General features: G+C 40.9%; 14 protein-coding genes. 11 read left to right on the top strand and 3 right to left on the bottom strand.

Going from position 1 to position 16,447, the window contains the following annotated elements:
- The first annotated feature begins 30 nt into the window (after window positions 1–30).
- Entirely contained in the window at window positions 31–6,045 is a 6,015-nt protein-coding gene (locus H5159_RS07150) for an Ig-like domain-containing protein (protein WP_310742392.1), read from the top strand.
- Between the two features lie 178 nt (window positions 6,046–6,223).
- Here the strand turns inward: H5159_RS07150 and flgN are convergent, their stop codons facing one another.
- From flgN to flgA, 3 genes are all read right to left on the bottom strand, one after another.
- A complete protein-coding gene (flgN, locus tag H5159_RS07155; protein WP_024595784.1) occupies window positions 6,224–6,655 on the bottom strand; it encodes a flagellar protein FlgN in 432 nt (143 codons plus the stop codon).
- Window positions 6,648–6,968 (bottom strand): flagellar biosynthesis anti-sigma factor FlgM, encoded by a 321-nt coding sequence (flgM, locus tag H5159_RS07160; RefSeq protein ID WP_002959436.1) that lies wholly within the window; start codon window positions 6,966–6,968, stop codon window positions 6,648–6,650. Before flgM ends, flgN begins: the two co-directional genes overlap by 8 nt.
- 76 nt (window positions 6,969–7,044) lie before the next feature.
- The gene (flgA, locus tag H5159_RS07165) at window positions 7,045–7,752 is read right to left on the bottom strand and encodes a flagellar basal body P-ring formation chaperone FlgA (RefSeq protein ID WP_182716019.1); all 708 of its coding nucleotides are present in this window, start codon (window positions 7,750–7,752) and stop codon (window positions 7,045–7,047) included.
- 140 nt (window positions 7,753–7,892) lie between these two features.
- Here flgA and H5159_RS07170 point away from each other — a divergent pair, with 140 nt between their 5' ends.
- The 10 genes from H5159_RS07170 (at window position 7,893) to H5159_RS07215 (ending at window position 16,308) form a co-directional block, all read left to right on the top strand.
- Window positions 7,893–8,825: a chemotaxis protein CheV gene (locus H5159_RS07170; protein WP_182732723.1), complete on the top strand. Its 933-nt coding sequence runs from the start codon at window positions 7,893–7,895 to the stop codon at window positions 8,823–8,825.
- A gap of 20 nt (window positions 8,826–8,845) precedes the next feature.
- Window positions 8,846–9,676, top strand: a complete 831-nt coding sequence (locus H5159_RS07175) for a protein-glutamate O-methyltransferase CheR (RefSeq protein ID WP_138488696.1) — start codon at window positions 8,846–8,848, stop codon at window positions 9,674–9,676.
- A 145-nt stretch (window positions 9,677–9,821) separates the two neighbouring features.
- Complete coding sequence (gene flgB, locus H5159_RS07180; RefSeq protein ID WP_002959431.1) at window positions 9,822–10,229, top strand: flagellar basal body rod protein FlgB; 408 nt, start codon at window positions 9,822–9,824, stop codon at window positions 10,227–10,229.
- A 5-nt stretch (window positions 10,230–10,234) separates the two neighbouring features.
- Complete coding sequence (flgC, locus tag H5159_RS07185; protein WP_002959429.1) at window positions 10,235–10,666, top strand: flagellar basal body rod protein FlgC; 432 nt, start codon at window positions 10,235–10,237, stop codon at window positions 10,664–10,666.
- A 13-nt stretch (window positions 10,667–10,679) separates the two neighbouring features.
- Complete coding sequence (locus tag H5159_RS07190) at window positions 10,680–11,360, top strand: flagellar hook assembly protein FlgD (protein ID WP_002959427.1); 681 nt, start codon at window positions 10,680–10,682, stop codon at window positions 11,358–11,360.
- A 60-nt stretch (window positions 11,361–11,420) separates the two neighbouring features.
- On the top strand, window positions 11,421–12,791 hold the full coding sequence (flgE, locus tag H5159_RS07195; RefSeq protein ID WP_182724506.1) for a flagellar hook protein FlgE: 1,371 nt from the start codon (window positions 11,421–11,423) through the stop codon (window positions 12,789–12,791).
- Between the two features lie 157 nt (window positions 12,792–12,948).
- A complete protein-coding gene (locus H5159_RS07200; protein ID WP_024589964.1) occupies window positions 12,949–13,692 on the top strand; it encodes a flagellar basal body rod protein FlgF in 744 nt (247 codons plus the stop codon).
- 21 nt (window positions 13,693–13,713) lie between these two features.
- Window positions 13,714–14,502 (top strand): flagellar basal-body rod protein FlgG, encoded by a 789-nt coding sequence (gene flgG / locus H5159_RS07205; protein ID WP_002959420.1) that lies wholly within the window; start codon window positions 13,714–13,716, stop codon window positions 14,500–14,502.
- Window positions 14,503–14,518: 16 nt separating this feature from the next.
- The gene (gene flgH / locus H5159_RS07210) at window positions 14,519–15,202 is read left to right on the top strand and encodes a flagellar basal body L-ring protein FlgH (RefSeq protein ID WP_002959418.1); all 684 of its coding nucleotides are present in this window, start codon (window positions 14,519–14,521) and stop codon (window positions 15,200–15,202) included.
- Window positions 15,203–15,213: 11 nt separating this feature from the next.
- Window positions 15,214–16,308, top strand: coding sequence for a flagellar basal body P-ring protein FlgI (locus H5159_RS07215; RefSeq protein WP_182693935.1), 1,095 nt, complete (start codon window positions 15,214–15,216; stop codon window positions 16,306–16,308).
- Window positions 16,309–16,447 lie beyond the last annotated feature (139 nt).

Consider the following 16,447-nt stretch of genomic DNA (forward strand, 5'->3'; position numbering starts at 1 on the left):
CCATATAGCATCGAAGCAAGTATTAGCGATGTGGCAGGTAACAGCACCGATATTACCGGCAACGGCACCATTGATACCACAGCACCAAGTGTGAGTGTAGATGCGCCATTATTAACAAATGACAGTACGCCAACTGTGACAGGCACTAGTGATGCACCTAACAGCACCATCACGGTGACGTTTACAGATGCAGCAAATGCAGTGCAAACCATTGATGTACAAACCGATGCCAATGGTAACTGGAGTGCGACACCAACAGGCACATTAGCCGAAGGGAATTATAGCGTTAGCGCCAGCATCACCGATGCCGCAGGCAACACAGGTACAGGTACAGACAGTGGCGAAGTAGACGTAACTGCTCCTGAACTTGAAATTATTCCATCGTTTTTATTAGGTAATTTAGTTTCTCTTTCGGGGGATTCTGATTTACCAGGAGGCTCTGTAATCACTATTACAGAGTACCTAGTTGGTGGGTTAGTTGGCGCAACTTATACAGCAACGACAAATCCTGATGGTACCTGGGGGCTTGCAAACATAACAGTACCTTTACTAAACCTTGCCTATGTGACTGCCAGTGCAACGGATGCCGCTGGTAATGTCAGAACAATCAATACACTTGATTTTGATAACGTAGCACCAGAACTAACCGTTAGTGTTGATGCTTTATCTAATGACAGTACGCCAGTAATTAGCGGCACCACCGATATGGGGCAAGGCACGGTAATTAATATAACCGTGACTGATAGTGAAGGAGAAAGCCAAGCGTTTACTGCGACAGTTCAAGCCGATGGCGACTGGTCTGTTGCTGTACCAGCAGAGCTAGCGCAAGGTCAATACACTGTTGTTGCAGAGGTTAGAGACAGTGTTGGTAATTTAACAACGCAGCAGGCTCAAGGTGAAATAGATAGCGTTGCTCCTACATTAATTGTGAACGAAGTTAACGCGACAATAGATACAACCCCTACAATTTCAGGCACGAGTAATGAGATTGGTGCTGATGTAACCATTCTTATCGGCGGTCAAACACTAACAGCAACAGTGGGTACTGATGGCAATTGGCAAGTAGATGTCCCCGTAGCACTTGTTGATGGTGATTATACGGCTCAAGTAAGTGTTACCGATGACGCTAATAATATCAGCAACACGACAATTGATTTAACAATTGATACCCAAGTACCTGTTATTGTACTTAATGATATAACTGTATTTAACACTGAGACACCAGTTATAAATGGTACTTCAACTGAACCACAGGATACGGTGGTCGATATTGTTATTACAGATAGCAACGGTGATATACATACTTTAACCGCAATAGTTGATGATAACGGCGATTGGCAAGTTACGGCGCCAAGCTTGCCTGATGGTAATTATGATGTAGAGGTAAGTATTACCGATGATGCTGGCAATCAAGGTGTGGATACAGGCTCGAGCTTTATTGATACTCAAGCACCAAGTATTACTATAAACGCATTAGGTACAATTAATGACAGCACGCCAACTATTTCAGGCACATCCAATGAACCTGAAAACACGAGTATTACAGTAACTGTGACCGATGCAGATAGTACCGAGACTTACACAACTGTTGTTGGTGCAGGTGGTGCTTGGACTGTAGATATTACAGATGCACTGACTGATGGTGAAGTTACAGTTTCTGCAAGTGTTACTGATGCCGCAGGGAATGAATCAGTTGCAAATAGTACCGCAACGTTAAATACCAATGCGCCTACAATTAATATTAATACAATTGTTGATACAAACGATCAAACACCAGCAATATCAGGCACAAGTAGTGCGGCAGATAACACAGAAATCACGGTTGTCATAACTGACGTTAATAACGTTTCATATACTGTAACTACAACTGTGGTAGGTGGGATCTGGAGTGTTGATGCGACAGATATTCTACCTGAAGGTGAATTTACTGTTTCGGCAAGTGTAACTGAAGGAGGCTTAACGAGTAATACAACAGGTAGCGGTGTTATCGATTTAACTCCACCAGCACTTAATATTACACCGCTTACAATTTCAAATGATACAACGCCAACAATTTCAGGCACAACTACAGCTCCACAAGGCGCCATAGTCGCTATTTTAATTACAGATAGCTTAGGTGCAGAGCAAACGGTTAATGCTACTGTTGGTGCAAATGGCACATGGTCAGTCGCTGCAAGTACAGAGTTGAGCGAGGGCACTTACACGGTTTTAGCTTCAACAACAGATACTGCCGGTAATCCTGTAAACACAAGTATTACAGGGGAAGTTGACATAACAGCGCCAGTTGTGACCATTAACGATATTGCTGGAAGTACCGATCTAACTCCAGGTATTTCAGGAAGTGTGACAGGTGCTAATGTGGGTGATGCTGTTGCAGTGGTATTCACTGATGCACAAGGTAATGAGCACACTGTAAATACAACGGTTCAAACTGGAGGTGTATGGTCTGTAGAGGCAAGTAGCTCTCTTTCACAAGGAGATTATTCAGTTGAAGCATTTGTTACTGACAGCGCTGGTAATACCGGGGACGCAACAAATACAGCAACCATTGATACAATTGCTCCTGAAATTAGTATTAATCAAAGTTCATTAATACTAACTCAAGATAGCACTCCATTAATTAGTGGCACGTCTAACGAGGCAAATACAAACGTTATTGTTACCTTTACTGATTCTGCTGGAGTTTCTCATCAAATGACCGTTCAAACCGATGGCAATGGAGACTGGCAAGCGGCTGCTAATAATATTTTAGCTGACGGTGTTTACAGTGTTAGTGCAACTATTAGCGATGCTGCGGGCAATACTTCGGTCGACAATAAAACCGGTGGTGAGGTTGATACTGTGGGACCAGAGCTAACAATTGTGCCTTCCTTCCTATTAGGTCAGTTGGTTTCTTTATCTGGTACATCTGATTTGGGCGAAGGTAAAACCGTTACGGTTACTCTAGAGCTTGCAGGTGATTTACTCGATTTAACATACGATGTAACCACAGATGCCAATGGTGATTGGGAGCTATTAGGCCTAGCAGTTAATGTTATTGGCTTATCGGTTGTTGAAGCTTCTGCAACTGATGATGCTGGTAATACAACCACTATAACTACGGCTGATGTAGACGCTTCAACCCCAGTACTGAATGCGGTGGTTGACTTTGTAACTGGAGAAGGCGATTTACCAATAATTAGTGGTACGACCGACCAAGCACCAGGCACTGAAGTGCTAGTTAGAGTGGTGGATAGCGAAAATGTAGTACAAGAGCTTACTGCAATAGTACAAGATGACAATACGTGGGTAGTACAGGTACCTCAATCATTGGCTGAAGGTACATTTAGCATAACAGTTGACGTATTAAGTGAGGTCGGCATTACTACCACGCAACTACTTGACGGAGTTGTAGATACAATATCGCCAACACTTGGCTTACAGGTTATTGGTACAACATCGGATTCAACGCCAATTATCCAAGGTACCAGTGATTTAATTAATGGTGTTGTTGAAATACAACTTGATGGTGGTTCAGTTTTAACCACTACGGTTAATGCAGCTGGATTATTTTCACTCGAGGTAGATGTACTAACTGAAGGGCAACATGTGGCTAATGTAAGCATTACAGATGAAGCAGAAAACGTAGTTACTGATACGCTTGAATTCGTCGTTGATACGCTAGTGCCAGTGGTTGGAATTTTACCACTGAGCATTAGCAACACTGATATATTAACAATTTCAGGTACATCGGAAGAAACACCCGGTACAGACATTGACGTAACAGTTATTGGTAGCAATGGTGATGAAACAGTATTTGATGCTGTAGTTGGTAGCGATGGCACGTGGTCATTAGTAACCACCAGCTTATCAGATGGTGTTTATGATGTGTATGCGAGTATTACTGATGCCGCAGGTAATATTGGGCAGTCAGCCATTGAACAAGTAACTATAGACACCATTCCACCAGCGTTAGAGATAGATGCGTTTGGAGTACTTAATACTCTAACACCAACAATTACAGGCTCCAGCGATGAGGAAGTAGGAAGTTCAATTACAGTAAATATCACTGACTCAACAGCCGCAGTACAAACAGTTACTGCTACTGTTTTAGGCGATGGTACTTGGTCTGTCATTGCTCCTTTATTACCTGAAGGAGAAATTACAGTTGAGGCCATAAGTACCGATAGCGCTGGTAATACAACCACTGTAAATCAAATAGGTACTGTCAGTACAACCCTGCCAAGTTTGTTGATAAACCCAATAATTGATACAAGCGATACAACCCCTACTATTAGTGGTACTACCGATGTAATAAACGGCAATGTAGAAGTCGTTATTACTGACAGTGACGGTACCGCTACCACTTATAATACAACGGCTATAGCAGGTATGTGGACTCTAATACCTACAACACCATTAGCTGAAGGCGCCTTTACTGTAAGTGCTACAGTTGAAGACTTAGGGCTTTCAAGCTCTACAAGTCTTGGTGGAATAATTGATTTAACACCACCAACAGTTGAAGTTGATCAATTATCTGTAACCAATAACCCGCTACCGACTATAACAGGTATAAGTGATGCACCAGCAGGTACAAATGTGAGTGTTGTTATTACTGATGCTAATAACGATTCACAAACTATTACCGCTCAAGTTGCAGGCAATGGCACATGGTCAGTCACAGCTACCACCGCGCTTAGTGAAGGTAGTTTTAGCGCTACTGCGACAGTGAGTGATGCTGCGGGTAACTCATCAAGCGATACAATGGTGTCAAGTACAGACTTCACTGCACCAATTATAGTGATAGACCCAATTACAGTAGGGCAAGATACAACGCCTACTGTTACGGGGTCAGTAACCGGAAGTTTTGCAGGTGCAGCGGTTATAGTTATGTTTACTGATTCAGCTGGTGCCACTCACAATGTTCAAACAACAGTTGGAGCTGATGGGACGTGGAGTGTGACATCAGCAGAAGTACTTCCTGAGGGCAACTACACTGTAGATGTTGGCATTGCTGATGGTGCAGGTAATACTGGTACGCAATCATCAAGTAGCGCAATTGACTCAGGTATTACAATTGACTCGGGACTAGAACTAACAGCAGAACAAAGCCCAGTTATAACAGGTACAGCTGCTCCAGGTGAGTCTGTAACTGTTACCTTTAATGGTCCAACTGAAAGTATTGTATTAATAAAAACTGTTAATGCATCAGGTGAATGGAGTGCTTCACCGGATACTGATTTAGCAGATGGGGAGTACACAGTAACAGCCGTAGCAACTGATACATCAGGCAATACAACTTCAAGCGGTAGCATATCTGGATTGATTATTGATACCACGCCAATAGGTTTTGAGGTTACTGATTTTAGATCAGCATTAGGTCTTTTACTCCCATCAGTTGAAGGAACAACAGAACCAGATACTGAAGTGTATATTATTGGCTCTTCATTATTGGGTGTTAATTTACTCGGTCTAGATTTAGATGTACTAGATAATGCAGGAAGTTTTACTTCTGATAGCAATGGAAATTGGGGAGGCTTTCTAAATTTACTCAATCTAAACATAGGTGGAGGAGAGCAATTCTACTTTGTAACTGTAGATGAAGTTGGAAACTACTTAATCAAAAATACTGACAACGCAATAGAAGGTACGGGAAATATTTACGTTAATGGAGCAAGCGCTGCTTCTGGCGACACAATCCCTACATCATTTAGCGAAGAGTCGGCTCTAGGCGATACAATTCCTAATGAAGTTTCAGGCAGCAACGTATTAAGCACTGAAACGATTGATTTAGGTAACTTGAGTGTTCTATCAACACCTGAGCAAACGGTGCAAATGAGTTCGGCAGAACCGCTTAATATTGATGACGTTATTATTAGCGAAGATGCAGAGCAGCTTATAGCGCTAAATACACTGGTTGAGGACGAAGGCTCTGCAATTGCTTATACTCCAGCTCAAAGTGGAGGAAGCATTGATGCAGCAGCACCTGCGGTTGATGTACAAAATCAATCGGAAGAGATGATTAAACACTTAATTGAAAGTAGTAATAATCAAACGGATATTTAATATCAATAAAGCCCTCTTAATTATTTTTTAAGGGGGCTTACATTATTAAGCAAATTGATATTATTTGACTTGGTCATAATAAATCCTAAATGTGTAAACACATTTCAGGACGAGACAAGGACATTAAAAAAGCCTTATTGATAAATCAATAAGGCTTTTTTAATGTAAAATTTTGGGCTTACGCTTTTAGATTACGAACCAGTTTACTCTCGGTATTTACAGATTTACCGGCTTGGTCGTAGGTCATTGACGTTGGTGCGCCAATTAATATCTCTTTTAATTGTTTAACACTAAGCTGCGCTTGACGGGCAGCATGAGCATTAACATTATTTTGTTTTTGGCATTGTGCAAGTTGAGTTTTAACTTGGCTTATTAGCTCAGATATTTCAGGATTTTGTGAATCGTTACTGGCAATTAGCTTACTTAGCTCTTTATCTAGAGTGCTTAGCTTAGTTAAAAAAGACATTTTTTGTTGGGCAATTTCTTTTAAACCAGCACCACGTCGTGAGGCAATAGCAGTAAGCTCATCGTTTAATAGCGTATGTAAAGAGTCTAAACAACTTACTTGTTGGTTTAGCTTTACGCTAATTAAACTATTATGATCAGCCATACACGTTAAACTCAAAATCAGCTAAGTTTTTAGCAAGCTTTTCACTGTCCACTTGGTATTTACCTTCAGTTATTGCTTTTTTTAGCTCAGCAACTTTATCGCTGTCAAAGCCAGGCGATTGCTGTGCTTTATCTTGAAGCGTTTTTAATTGCTGCGCTTGCGGCGTTAAACTTACAGAATCACTTGCAGCTTTAGGCGAAGGGGCCTGAGCAGCTTGTGTATTTGCGTTATCTTTTTTTAAATCAACTTGTTGCTGCTTTGCATTTGTTAACGCATTAGCTTGTTGATTACTGCCATTAACTTGATTAACCATAATAATAAACCCGTATATTACCCAACTTATGCCATGTTATCGGCATATACGTAGGATACTTTAGTATAAATCTAAATTAAATATTCACTTGAACAGACTCTACACCATCTACTCGCGCATTTAAAACTTTACCTGATTTTTTGTTTTTTATTTGTATTTGTTCGCCCAAAGTACCGTCTTCTAAAGCAATACCTGTGGTTTTAATTCTAAGGCCTCTGAGATTAGCGTAAATATTAACAGAGTCACCTTTGCACACCATACAAATTTGGTTTAGTAATACTGGCATACCACTTCTAATATTTCGTTTACTTCTGCTGCCTATTAGCATTGTAGGGTCATCTAAGTACTGAATTCGTACAAAGTGAGTTGGTTTCATTTCAATACTTAAATGCGATTTAGTTATTACTTCACCACGAGTTAAATTAGCAGTGGCAACAACAACTGGAGCCATTTCAACAACTCTTACATGAACGTATTGAGTCCACGTTTGCGCATCATTGCACTTGGCTTGTAAGGTTACTTGGCGGTTAAATGGTGGTTCATCGGATGTTGATAATTCAAGCTCAGTATTACAGACACGATCAGGGATGCGACTATCTAAAGGCAGTGCACTTAATTGAATATTAGTATTTTGTAATGTACCAACCTGCTTAGCTATGTAAGCAACGGCCATGTCTTGTAATAAATCTTTACTAAACACTTTAGCGTGCAAAGGGAATGCAAAGCACAAGCTAGTAACAAAATAAAAAACACTGTATCTTCTGATTTTTTTTAACAAACTCATAATGTTTCGACTATGCTTATGGTTTCAAACAGGGTATAAATATTTTGCGTCAAAAAGTAGACGCACCCGCGATGTTATGTAGCTTTATAAATAGAAAGCAATTATCGTTCCGTATTATTTGTTTTCTTTAGGAGATTTGAATGGCAGGCATTTTAGACTCAGTAAACCAACGCACACAGTTGGTTGGGCAGAACCGCCTAGAATTACTTTTATTTAAGCTCAGAGGGCGTCAGCGTTTTGGTATTAATGTATTTAAAGTGAGAGAAGTGCTGCAATGCCCTCCACTAACAAGCATGCCAAAATCTAATCCGTATATTCGTGGTGTTGCACATATTCGTGGTCAAACCATTTCGGTTATTGATTTATCAATGGCTGTAGGTGGGCGCCCAATCGACAACATTAAAGACAGCTTTATAATCATTGCTGAATACAATCGCTCTGTGCAAGGGTTTTTAGTGGGCGGAGTTGAACGCATTGTAAATATGAATTGGGAAAAAATAATGCCACCGCCATCAGGCGCCGGACGTTATTCATATTTAACGGCAGTGACCGAAATCGAAAATGAATTAGTCGAGATTCTCGATGTAGAAAAAATTCTCAACGAAATTTGTCCAGTAAACACAGAAGTAAGTGCTGAAGTTGCACAAAGTGGCGATATTCAAAGAGATTTAGGCGAACGTATCGTATTTATTGCAGATGACTCTGCTGTTGCGCGTAATCAAGTTAAACGAGCCTTAGAGCCGCTAGGTGTTCAAACAGAGCTTGCTAAAAATGGTAAGGAAGCTTTAATTAGGCTTAAAGAAATAGCAGAGCTTGATTGTAATAATGATATTACAGAGCGAGTAGCATTACTGATCTCAGACGTTGAAATGCCAGAAATGGACGGCTATACCTTAACAGCTGAAATAAAAGCAGATCCCAAACTTGCACCTTTGCATGTTATTTTGCATACCTCTTTGAGTGGTGTTTTTAACCAAGCGATGATTGAAAAAGTAGGGGCAGATGACTTTATTGCTAAATTTAACCCAGATGAATTAGCAACAGCGGTTAAAAAGTGGGTTCATTGTGATTAACAAAAATAGGTGCTACTAACTTGAATAATAAAGATTTGCAGCAAAGTGAATACGACCAGTTTCGTTCGTTTTTAGAGCAGCAATGCGGCATTGTTTTAGGTGAAAATAAACAGTATTTAGTTAAAAGCCGACTTGCTCCGTTAATGACTCGATTTAATGTGGGATCTTTATCGGAATTGGTTAGTAAAACTCTTGGGCCTCACGAGCGGCAATTAAGAGCCGCTGTGGTTGATGCAATGACCACCAACGAAACTTTGTGGTTTAGAGATCAATACCCATTTGAGTTGCTCCAAAACAAGCTTTTCCCTGAATTTAAAGATTTAAGAAGGCCTTTAAAAATTTGGTCTGCTGCCAGTTCGTCAGGCCAAGAACCTTATTCAATAGCTATGTCGGTTGCTGAATTTAATGCTAAGCAACCAGGTGTGCTTCGTATGGGGGCACAAATTATCGGTACCGACATATCTAATACCATGCTTGATATGTGTAAAAATGCAGAGTATGACGCGCTGGCACTTGCCAGAGGGTTATCTGCAGAGCGTCGTAAAAAGTTTTTTAAAGACAGCGGCAACGGTATGGCACAAGTAAACGATACAATAAAAAAACAAGTTAGTTTTAGGCATTTAAATCTGCTTGATTCTTACGCGTTAATGGGCAAGTTTGATATTATTTTTTGCCGAAATGTACTAATTTATTTTGCGCCTGAAATAAAAGCTAAAATTATTAACCAGTTTGCACAAGCGTTAAATCCAAACGGTTACCTATTTTTAGGCGCGTCAGAGTCCCTAACTGGCCTAAGTACTGAGTTTGATATGGTTAGGTGCAACCCCGGTATTATTTACCAAAAGAAGTAATTAAGCTAACTTCCTTCCCTAAAACGACGCACCTAGCGTCGTTTTTCTATTTAGATACATAGCCTTATAAAAATATAGCAAGCCCTAATATTAATGGCTTATTTTTTGCTTTATTAATGGGTAAGTCAATTTTTTGGAGAAGGTTATGGCTATCAGTTTTGATAAAGCATTAGGTGTGCATCCGCAAGCCATGTTGATCCGTTCACAGCGAGCAGAATTAATTGCAACTAATATAGCTAACGCTGATACGCCTGGCTATAAAGCAAAAGATATTGATTTTGCCTCTGCTTTAAAAGCGGCAAGGTCAACCCAGCAAAGCGGCAATACTATGGTAAGAACTAATGATAAACACATTGGTGGAGGTACTCATAGTATGGGCAGTTCAGAATCATTTCGTTTGCCAAATCAATCAGATACTGGTGATGGTAACTCGGTTGATATACAAGTGGAACGAAACTTGTATACACAGAATGCTATGGAGTATCAGGCCAGCTTGCAATTTTTAAGTGGCAAATTTAAAGGCCTGAATAAAGCTCTCGGTAGTCAAGGATAAAAATTATGAGTTTATATAATGTTTTCGATATTGCAGGTTCGGGTATGAGCGCACAAAACGTTCGCTTAAATACTACAGCTAGTAATATTTCTAATGCTAATACCATTAGTTCATCTCAAGACAAAACGTACCGAGCGCGCCAACCTGTATTTGCGGCTGAGCTAACAAAGGCTTCAGCATCAGTAAGTAACCAGCAGGGCTCCGCAGTTGGTGTTAAAGTTTTGGGCATTGTTGAAAGCGATGCACCATTACAAATTGAATATAACCCAAACCATCCAAGTGCGGATGAAAATGGCTATATCTATAAACCCAACGTTAATGTTGTAGAGGAGATGGCAAATATGATTTCTGCCTCTCGTTCTTACCAAACAAACGTGCAAGTTGCTGATGCAGCTAAGCAAATGCTAAGTAAAACACTGTTGCTAGGGCAGCGGTAACCGAGGGTAGGTTATGAGTAACGATATTAGTACATCTTCATCCTATTTAGACTCTATACGCTGGCAAGAGCAACAAGTTGCTACCAGTGATAATGAGAGTGATGCGTTAACACAAGAAGACTTTTTCTCTTTGTTAACTCAGCAATTATCGTATCAGGATCCCAGTAACCCTGCGGATAATGACCAAATGATTGCTCAAATGACCAGCTTTACGATGGCGCAAGGGATTACAGATTTAAATACTAACTTTGAATCTTTAGCCTCTTCAATGACATCTAATTCAGCACTGCAAGCATCTACACTTGTAGGCAAACAAGCTTTACTAGAGTCAAACACCCTGGATTTAAATGAAACAGGTGATGCCAGAGGCTCTGCAGTGGCAGAAGAAGCCGTTGATAACTTAAAAATTAAAGTTACTGATGCATCAGGTCAGCTAGTAAGAACTATTGATATGGGTTCTCAGCCAGCAGGTGCGGTACGTTTTGCGTGGGATGGCAAAAATGAAGCTGGTGAGCGTTTACCTGAAGGTGAATACTCAGTAACCGCCGAAGGAAGTACTGACGGTGAATTTTCAAGCTTACCCATTGCTACATTTAAGAACATTGAAAGCGTTAATATTAATGGCTCAAGTGGCATTATTATTAACACTAAAGAAGGTGCGGTTAGGTTGACAGACGTCGCAGAAATCGCGTAATAAATTTTAATTATACTTCGCCTGTCAGCAGGCTAAATATTAACAGGTTAGAGGTGAATTATGAGCTTCAATATTGCATTAACTGGCTTAGCTGCCGCACAAAAAGATTTAGACGTAACTGCAAATAATATTGCAAACGTTAATACCACAGGTTTTAAAGAGTCACGCGCTGAGTTTGCCGATGTTTACGCTTCATCAGTGTTTAGCTCTGGTAAGACTAAAAATGGTGACGGTGTGCAAACAACCATGGTTGCGCAGCAGTTTCACCAAGGCTCACTGCAATTTACAAATAACTCACTTGATTTAGCAATCACTGGTGAAGGTTATTTTGCGATGACAGACGATTTATCTTCGCAAGATTTAACATATACACGTGCGGGTGCATTTAAGCTTAACCAAGATAACTTTATGGTTGACGCAAAAGGTAACTTTTTACAAGCATTCCCTGTTGACTCATCTACAGGTGATACAACGTCGGTAAGTTTGAGCACAACTGATCCAATTCAAATCCCTGATTCGTCTGGTTCACCTCGCGCAACAGAAAATGTATTTTTGTCGTTTAACTTAGATGCAACAGCAGATGCTCCGGGTATTGCTTTTGACCCAACATCTAGTGGTACTTATAACTCATCTACGTCAACAACGGTATATGATTCACTAGGTGAACCACATATTTTACAGTACTTTTTTGCTAAAGAAGATGATGCCGCAGCAGGTGGTACAGATAACAGTTGGGAAGTATACGCAACACTCGATGGCAAAGTAGTTGATGCCACAACTGGTGGAGAACAAACAACGACACCTTATACACCACTGACCACCCTAGGTTTTAACTCAAGTGGTTTACCATCAACAACAGGCGGTGTAGCAAATACAAATACAACTACTTTTGATGAAATACTACTACCAGCGGGTTCTGGTACTGGCTTATCAACATTACTAGACAATGGTGCAACTTTCCCAGGTACTGGTATTGAGCTTAACTGGCGCGATGAAAACAACACAGCTGGACGTATCCCAACTCAGTATTCAAGTGGTTTTGAAGTAAAAGCACTCGATCAAGATGGCTCAACAGTAGGTCGTTTAGCCGGAATTGATATAGGAACAGACGGTAAAATTGTCGCTTCTTACAGTAATGGTGACTCAACATTCCTAGGCCAAGTGGCTATGGTACGTTTTCCAAATTCACAAGGGTTATCACAAGTGGGTGATACAAGCTGGAAGCAAAGTATTGATTCAGGTGAACCTGTAGCGGGTGAAGCCGGTTCGGGTACGTTTGGTGGAATTAACTCATCAGCGCTTGAGCAATCAAATACTAATCTTACAAACGAGCTTGTAGACTTAATTACTGCACAGCGTAATTACCAAGCAAACTCACGTGCGCTTGAAGTTAACTCAACTATTCAGCAAAGTATTTTGCAGATTCGATAAGCTAAACCCCATTAAATATATTAGGCTGCATTTTTGCAGCCTTTTTTATAAGTCCTCTTTGTAAGCCCTTCTAAATACCTCTCAATGTTGCGTCAAATTTAATCTGGCACCTATTTTGCATTTATAAGTTCAGAGATTTTTTATGTGAGTCGATACTATGGACAAAATGGTCTACATTGCGGCCTCTGGCGCTAAGCAAAGCCTACAAGGGCTTGCGCTTAAAGCCAATAATTTGGCGAATGCAAATACAACAGGATTTAAAGCTGACTTTGCCCAGGCGCGTTCTATGCAAGCGTTTGGCGAAGGTTTGCCTACACGTGTATTTTCAATGCAAGAGCGTCCGGGTTCAAACATGGTATCGGGTGGCATTGTTCAAACCGGGCGAGACTTAGATATCGCGATGAGCGATAATGCATGGCTTGCTGTGCAAGATGCCTCCGGTAATGAAGCTTACACAAAAGTGGGTACGTTAAACATTACTGCTCAAGGCATGCTCGTAACCAGCCACGGTCGTCAAGTTATTGGCGAAGGGGGACCTGTTATTTTACCCGTCCCAGTCGAAAAAATAGGGTTTAGCCAAGATGGCGCTATTCAAGTTCGACCGCAAGGCGCTCCCGCTAACTTTTTAGAAGAAATAGACACGCTTAGAGTGGTAGAAGCAAATAGCTCCCAGCTCGAAAAAGGTAACGATGGTTTATTTAGACCAAAAGCAAATGTAACAGTAGATACCTCTGCCAATGTAAAAGTTTTAAGTGGTTCGCTTGAAATGTCAAATGTGAACCCTGTTCACGAAATGGTCGACATGATAAGCCACCAGCGCCAATTTGAATTACAAGTGAAATTAATGAAAACAGCTGAAGAAATTGACGAGCGTCAAGATCAGTTATTACGCATAGTTTAACTTTAAAGTGAGGACACGATTATGAATCCAGCATTGTGGATCAGTAAAACTGGGCTAGACGCTCAACAAACCGATATATCGGTTATCTCAAATAATTTAGCGAATGCGAGTACCGTAGGTTACAAAAAAAGCCGCGCTATATTTGAAGATTTACTTTATCAAAATATTAATCAACCAGGTGGTCGTTCATCGCAAGATACCGAAATGCCGTCGGGCTTAATGTTAGGTGCGGGTGCTAAAGTTGTAGCTAACCAAAAAGAGTTTACGCAAGGCAACATGTTGACCACCGAAAACTCACTAGATTGGATGATTTCTGGCGAAGGTTTTTTTGAAGTACTGCAACCAGATGGCAATATTGCTTACTCGCGCAATGGTCAGTTTACTACCGATGGCGATGGACGAATTGTAACATCGGGCGCAGGTTACGTTATTCAGCCAGAAATGAATGTACCAGATGACGCGCAATCAATTACGGTTTCGCAAGACGGCGAAGTATCTGTACGTGTTGCAGGCCAAGCCGATAACGTTGTAATTGGTCAGCTGACTATTAGTGACTTTATTAATCCATCGGGTCTTGAGCCAATTGGTCAAAACCTTTATACCGAAACGGCTGTAAGTGGTGCGCCTGTACAAGGTAATCCTGGTGTTGAAGGGTTAGGTAGTATTATTCAAGGCTCACTCGAAACATCTAACGTAAATGTGACTGAAGAGCTGGTAAATCTAATAGAAACTCAGCGTATTTACGAAATGAACTCAAAAGTAATTTCGGCCGTTGACGAAATGATGAGTTATATCAATCAACAGCTTTAATAGAATAGGGGGAATTATGCGTAATATTATTTTATTTGCAGCGGGCACATTATTTTTAAGTGGCTGTATGTCTACGCAAAATAGTGAGGTAGTGCAGGACGACCCTTACTACGCACCTATGTACCCCGAGCCCATTTTAGAGCCGCTGGTAGCCACAGGTTCATTGTTTAATACTCATACATCAAACGACTTATATTCCGATAAAAAAGCGCTACGTACTGGCGATATAATTACGGTTAAATTGCAAGAGTCTACTCAAGCAACAAAGGCCGCTAAAACAGAAACAGACAAAGAAACTGACGCAAGCTTAGACCCAGTGATTGGCTTAGGTGGTCTACCTGTAAATATAGGTGGCGATAGTATCCAGTTTGGTATTGGCAGCGATTCGTCGTTTACGGGTGATTCAAAATCAAACCAGTCAAACAGCTTAGTGGGCGATATTTCGGTTAATGTAATGCGCGTTTTACCTAACGGTAATTTAGTTATACGCGGCGAAAAATGGCTAACGCTTAATACCGGTGAAGAGTTTATTCGTTTAGAAGGGCTAGTACGCCCGCAAGACGTAAGCGCCGATAATACGGTTGAATCAAATCGTATTGCTAATGCACGTATTCAATACTCAGGTAAAGGGCAAACGCAAGAGGCGCAAAGTCCTGGTTGGCTTACACGTTTCTTTAGCAGTTCGCTGTTTCCATTTTAGAGGGTAACAACATGAATAGCCTTAAAGCTTTATGTTTAGTTGTGTTATTAGGTTGGCAGTTTACTGCCAGTGCTGAGCGCATAAAAGATGTGTCTATGGTTGAAGGCGTACGCTCTAACCAATTAGTCGGTTATGGCTTAGTGGTTGGTTTACCGGGCACTGGCGAGCAAAACTCATACACACAACAAAGTTTTAGAGGCATGTTGAACAGCTTTGGTATTACGCTACCCTCAACTCAAAGCCCTAAAATTAAAAATGTTGCCGCTGTGGCGGTGCATGCAGAACTACCTGCATTTAGAAAGCCTGGGCAAGCAATCGATATTACGGTTTCTTCTATTGGTAGTGCAGGCAGCTTACGTGGCGGTACTTTACTACAAACTTTTTTAAAGGGTGTAGACGGTAACGTGTACGCAATTGCACAAGGTAGTTTAATTGTCGGTGGCTTAGGCGCACAAGGCCTTGATGGTAGTAGAGTTGTAATTAACACCCCTACAGTTGGTCGTATACCAAATGGCGCTACAGTTGAGCGCGCCGTGGAAAGCCCATTTATGCAAGGCGATTACATTACTTTTAATTTAAACCGCCCAGACTTTACAACGGCAAAACGCCTAGAAAAAACAATTAATGACTTAGTTGGCCCAAATAGCGCACAGGCAATTGATTCTGTTTCTATTCGTGTTATAGCTCCACGCGATGCATCCCAGCGTGTATCGTACTTATCAACACTCGAAAACTTAGAATTTAAGCCAGCTGATATGGCCGCTAAAATTATAGTTAACTCGCGCACAGGTACAATTGTAATTGGTAAAAACGTTAAGCTTCAGCCTGCCGCTATAACTCACGGTGGCTTAACAGTAACAATTGCAGAACAACAAAATGTGTCACAACCAAACCCGCTAGCAAACGGTGATACTGTTGTCACGCAGCAGAGCATTATTGATGTAAATCAAGATGACTCGCGCGCCTTTGTATTTAATCCAGGTGTAAGCCTTGACGATTTAGTTCGCGCAATTAACGAAGTAGGCGCAGCGCCTGGCGACTTAATGGCTATTTTAGAAGCACTAAAAGAAGCCGGCGCAATTAACGGACAGCTCGTTGTTATATAAATAACTCAAGCCAATAAATAACGTATTACTTAAGCCCTATATTTTTGAAATTAGGGCTTTTTATTTACAGCAACTTAAGTTTATTATTTTTATCTTCCTTGTTTTATCTGTAGTGGCTCAATTTTTGCATTTTTAACTG

It is taken from the genome of Pseudoalteromonas sp. SG43-1, from assembly GCF_014164415.1.
In the GTDB taxonomy this organism is placed as follows: domain Bacteria; phylum Pseudomonadota; class Gammaproteobacteria; order Enterobacterales; family Alteromonadaceae; genus Pseudoalteromonas; species Pseudoalteromonas distincta.

Excerpts from the sequence above, each read along its gene's own strand:
- H5159_RS07200 (WP_024589964.1), top strand. The coding sequence starts at position 12,949 with ATGGACAAAATGGTCTACATTGCGGCCTCTGGCGCTAAGCAAAGCCTA.
- flgE (WP_182724506.1), top strand. The coding sequence starts at position 11,421 with ATGAGCTTCAATATTGCATTAACTGGCTTAGCTGCCGCACAAAAAGAT.
- flgC (WP_002959429.1), top strand. The coding sequence starts at position 10,235 with ATGAGTTTATATAATGTTTTCGATATTGCAGGTTCGGGTATGAGCGCA.
- flgN (WP_024595784.1), bottom strand. The coding sequence starts at position 6,655 with ATGGCTGATCATAATAGTTTAATTAGCGTAAAGCTAAACCAACAAGTA.
- flgG (WP_002959420.1), top strand. The coding sequence starts at position 13,714 with ATGAATCCAGCATTGTGGATCAGTAAAACTGGGCTAGACGCTCAACAA.
- flgB (WP_002959431.1), top strand. The coding sequence starts at position 9,822 with ATGGCTATCAGTTTTGATAAAGCATTAGGTGTGCATCCGCAAGCCATG.
- H5159_RS07170 (WP_182732723.1), top strand. The coding sequence starts at position 7,893 with ATGGCAGGCATTTTAGACTCAGTAAACCAACGCACACAGTTGGTTGGG.
- flgM (WP_002959436.1), bottom strand. The coding sequence starts at position 6,968 with ATGGTTAATCAAGTTAATGGCAGTAATCAACAAGCTAATGCGTTAACA.
- H5159_RS07215 (WP_182693935.1), top strand. The coding sequence starts at position 15,214 with ATGAATAGCCTTAAAGCTTTATGTTTAGTTGTGTTATTAGGTTGGCAG.
- flgH (WP_002959418.1), top strand. The coding sequence starts at position 14,519 with ATGCGTAATATTATTTTATTTGCAGCGGGCACATTATTTTTAAGTGGC.
- flgA (WP_182716019.1), bottom strand. The coding sequence starts at position 7,752 with ATGAGTTTGTTAAAAAAAATCAGAAGATACAGTGTTTTTTATTTTGTT.
- H5159_RS07190 (WP_002959427.1), top strand. The coding sequence starts at position 10,680 with ATGAGTAACGATATTAGTACATCTTCATCCTATTTAGACTCTATACGC.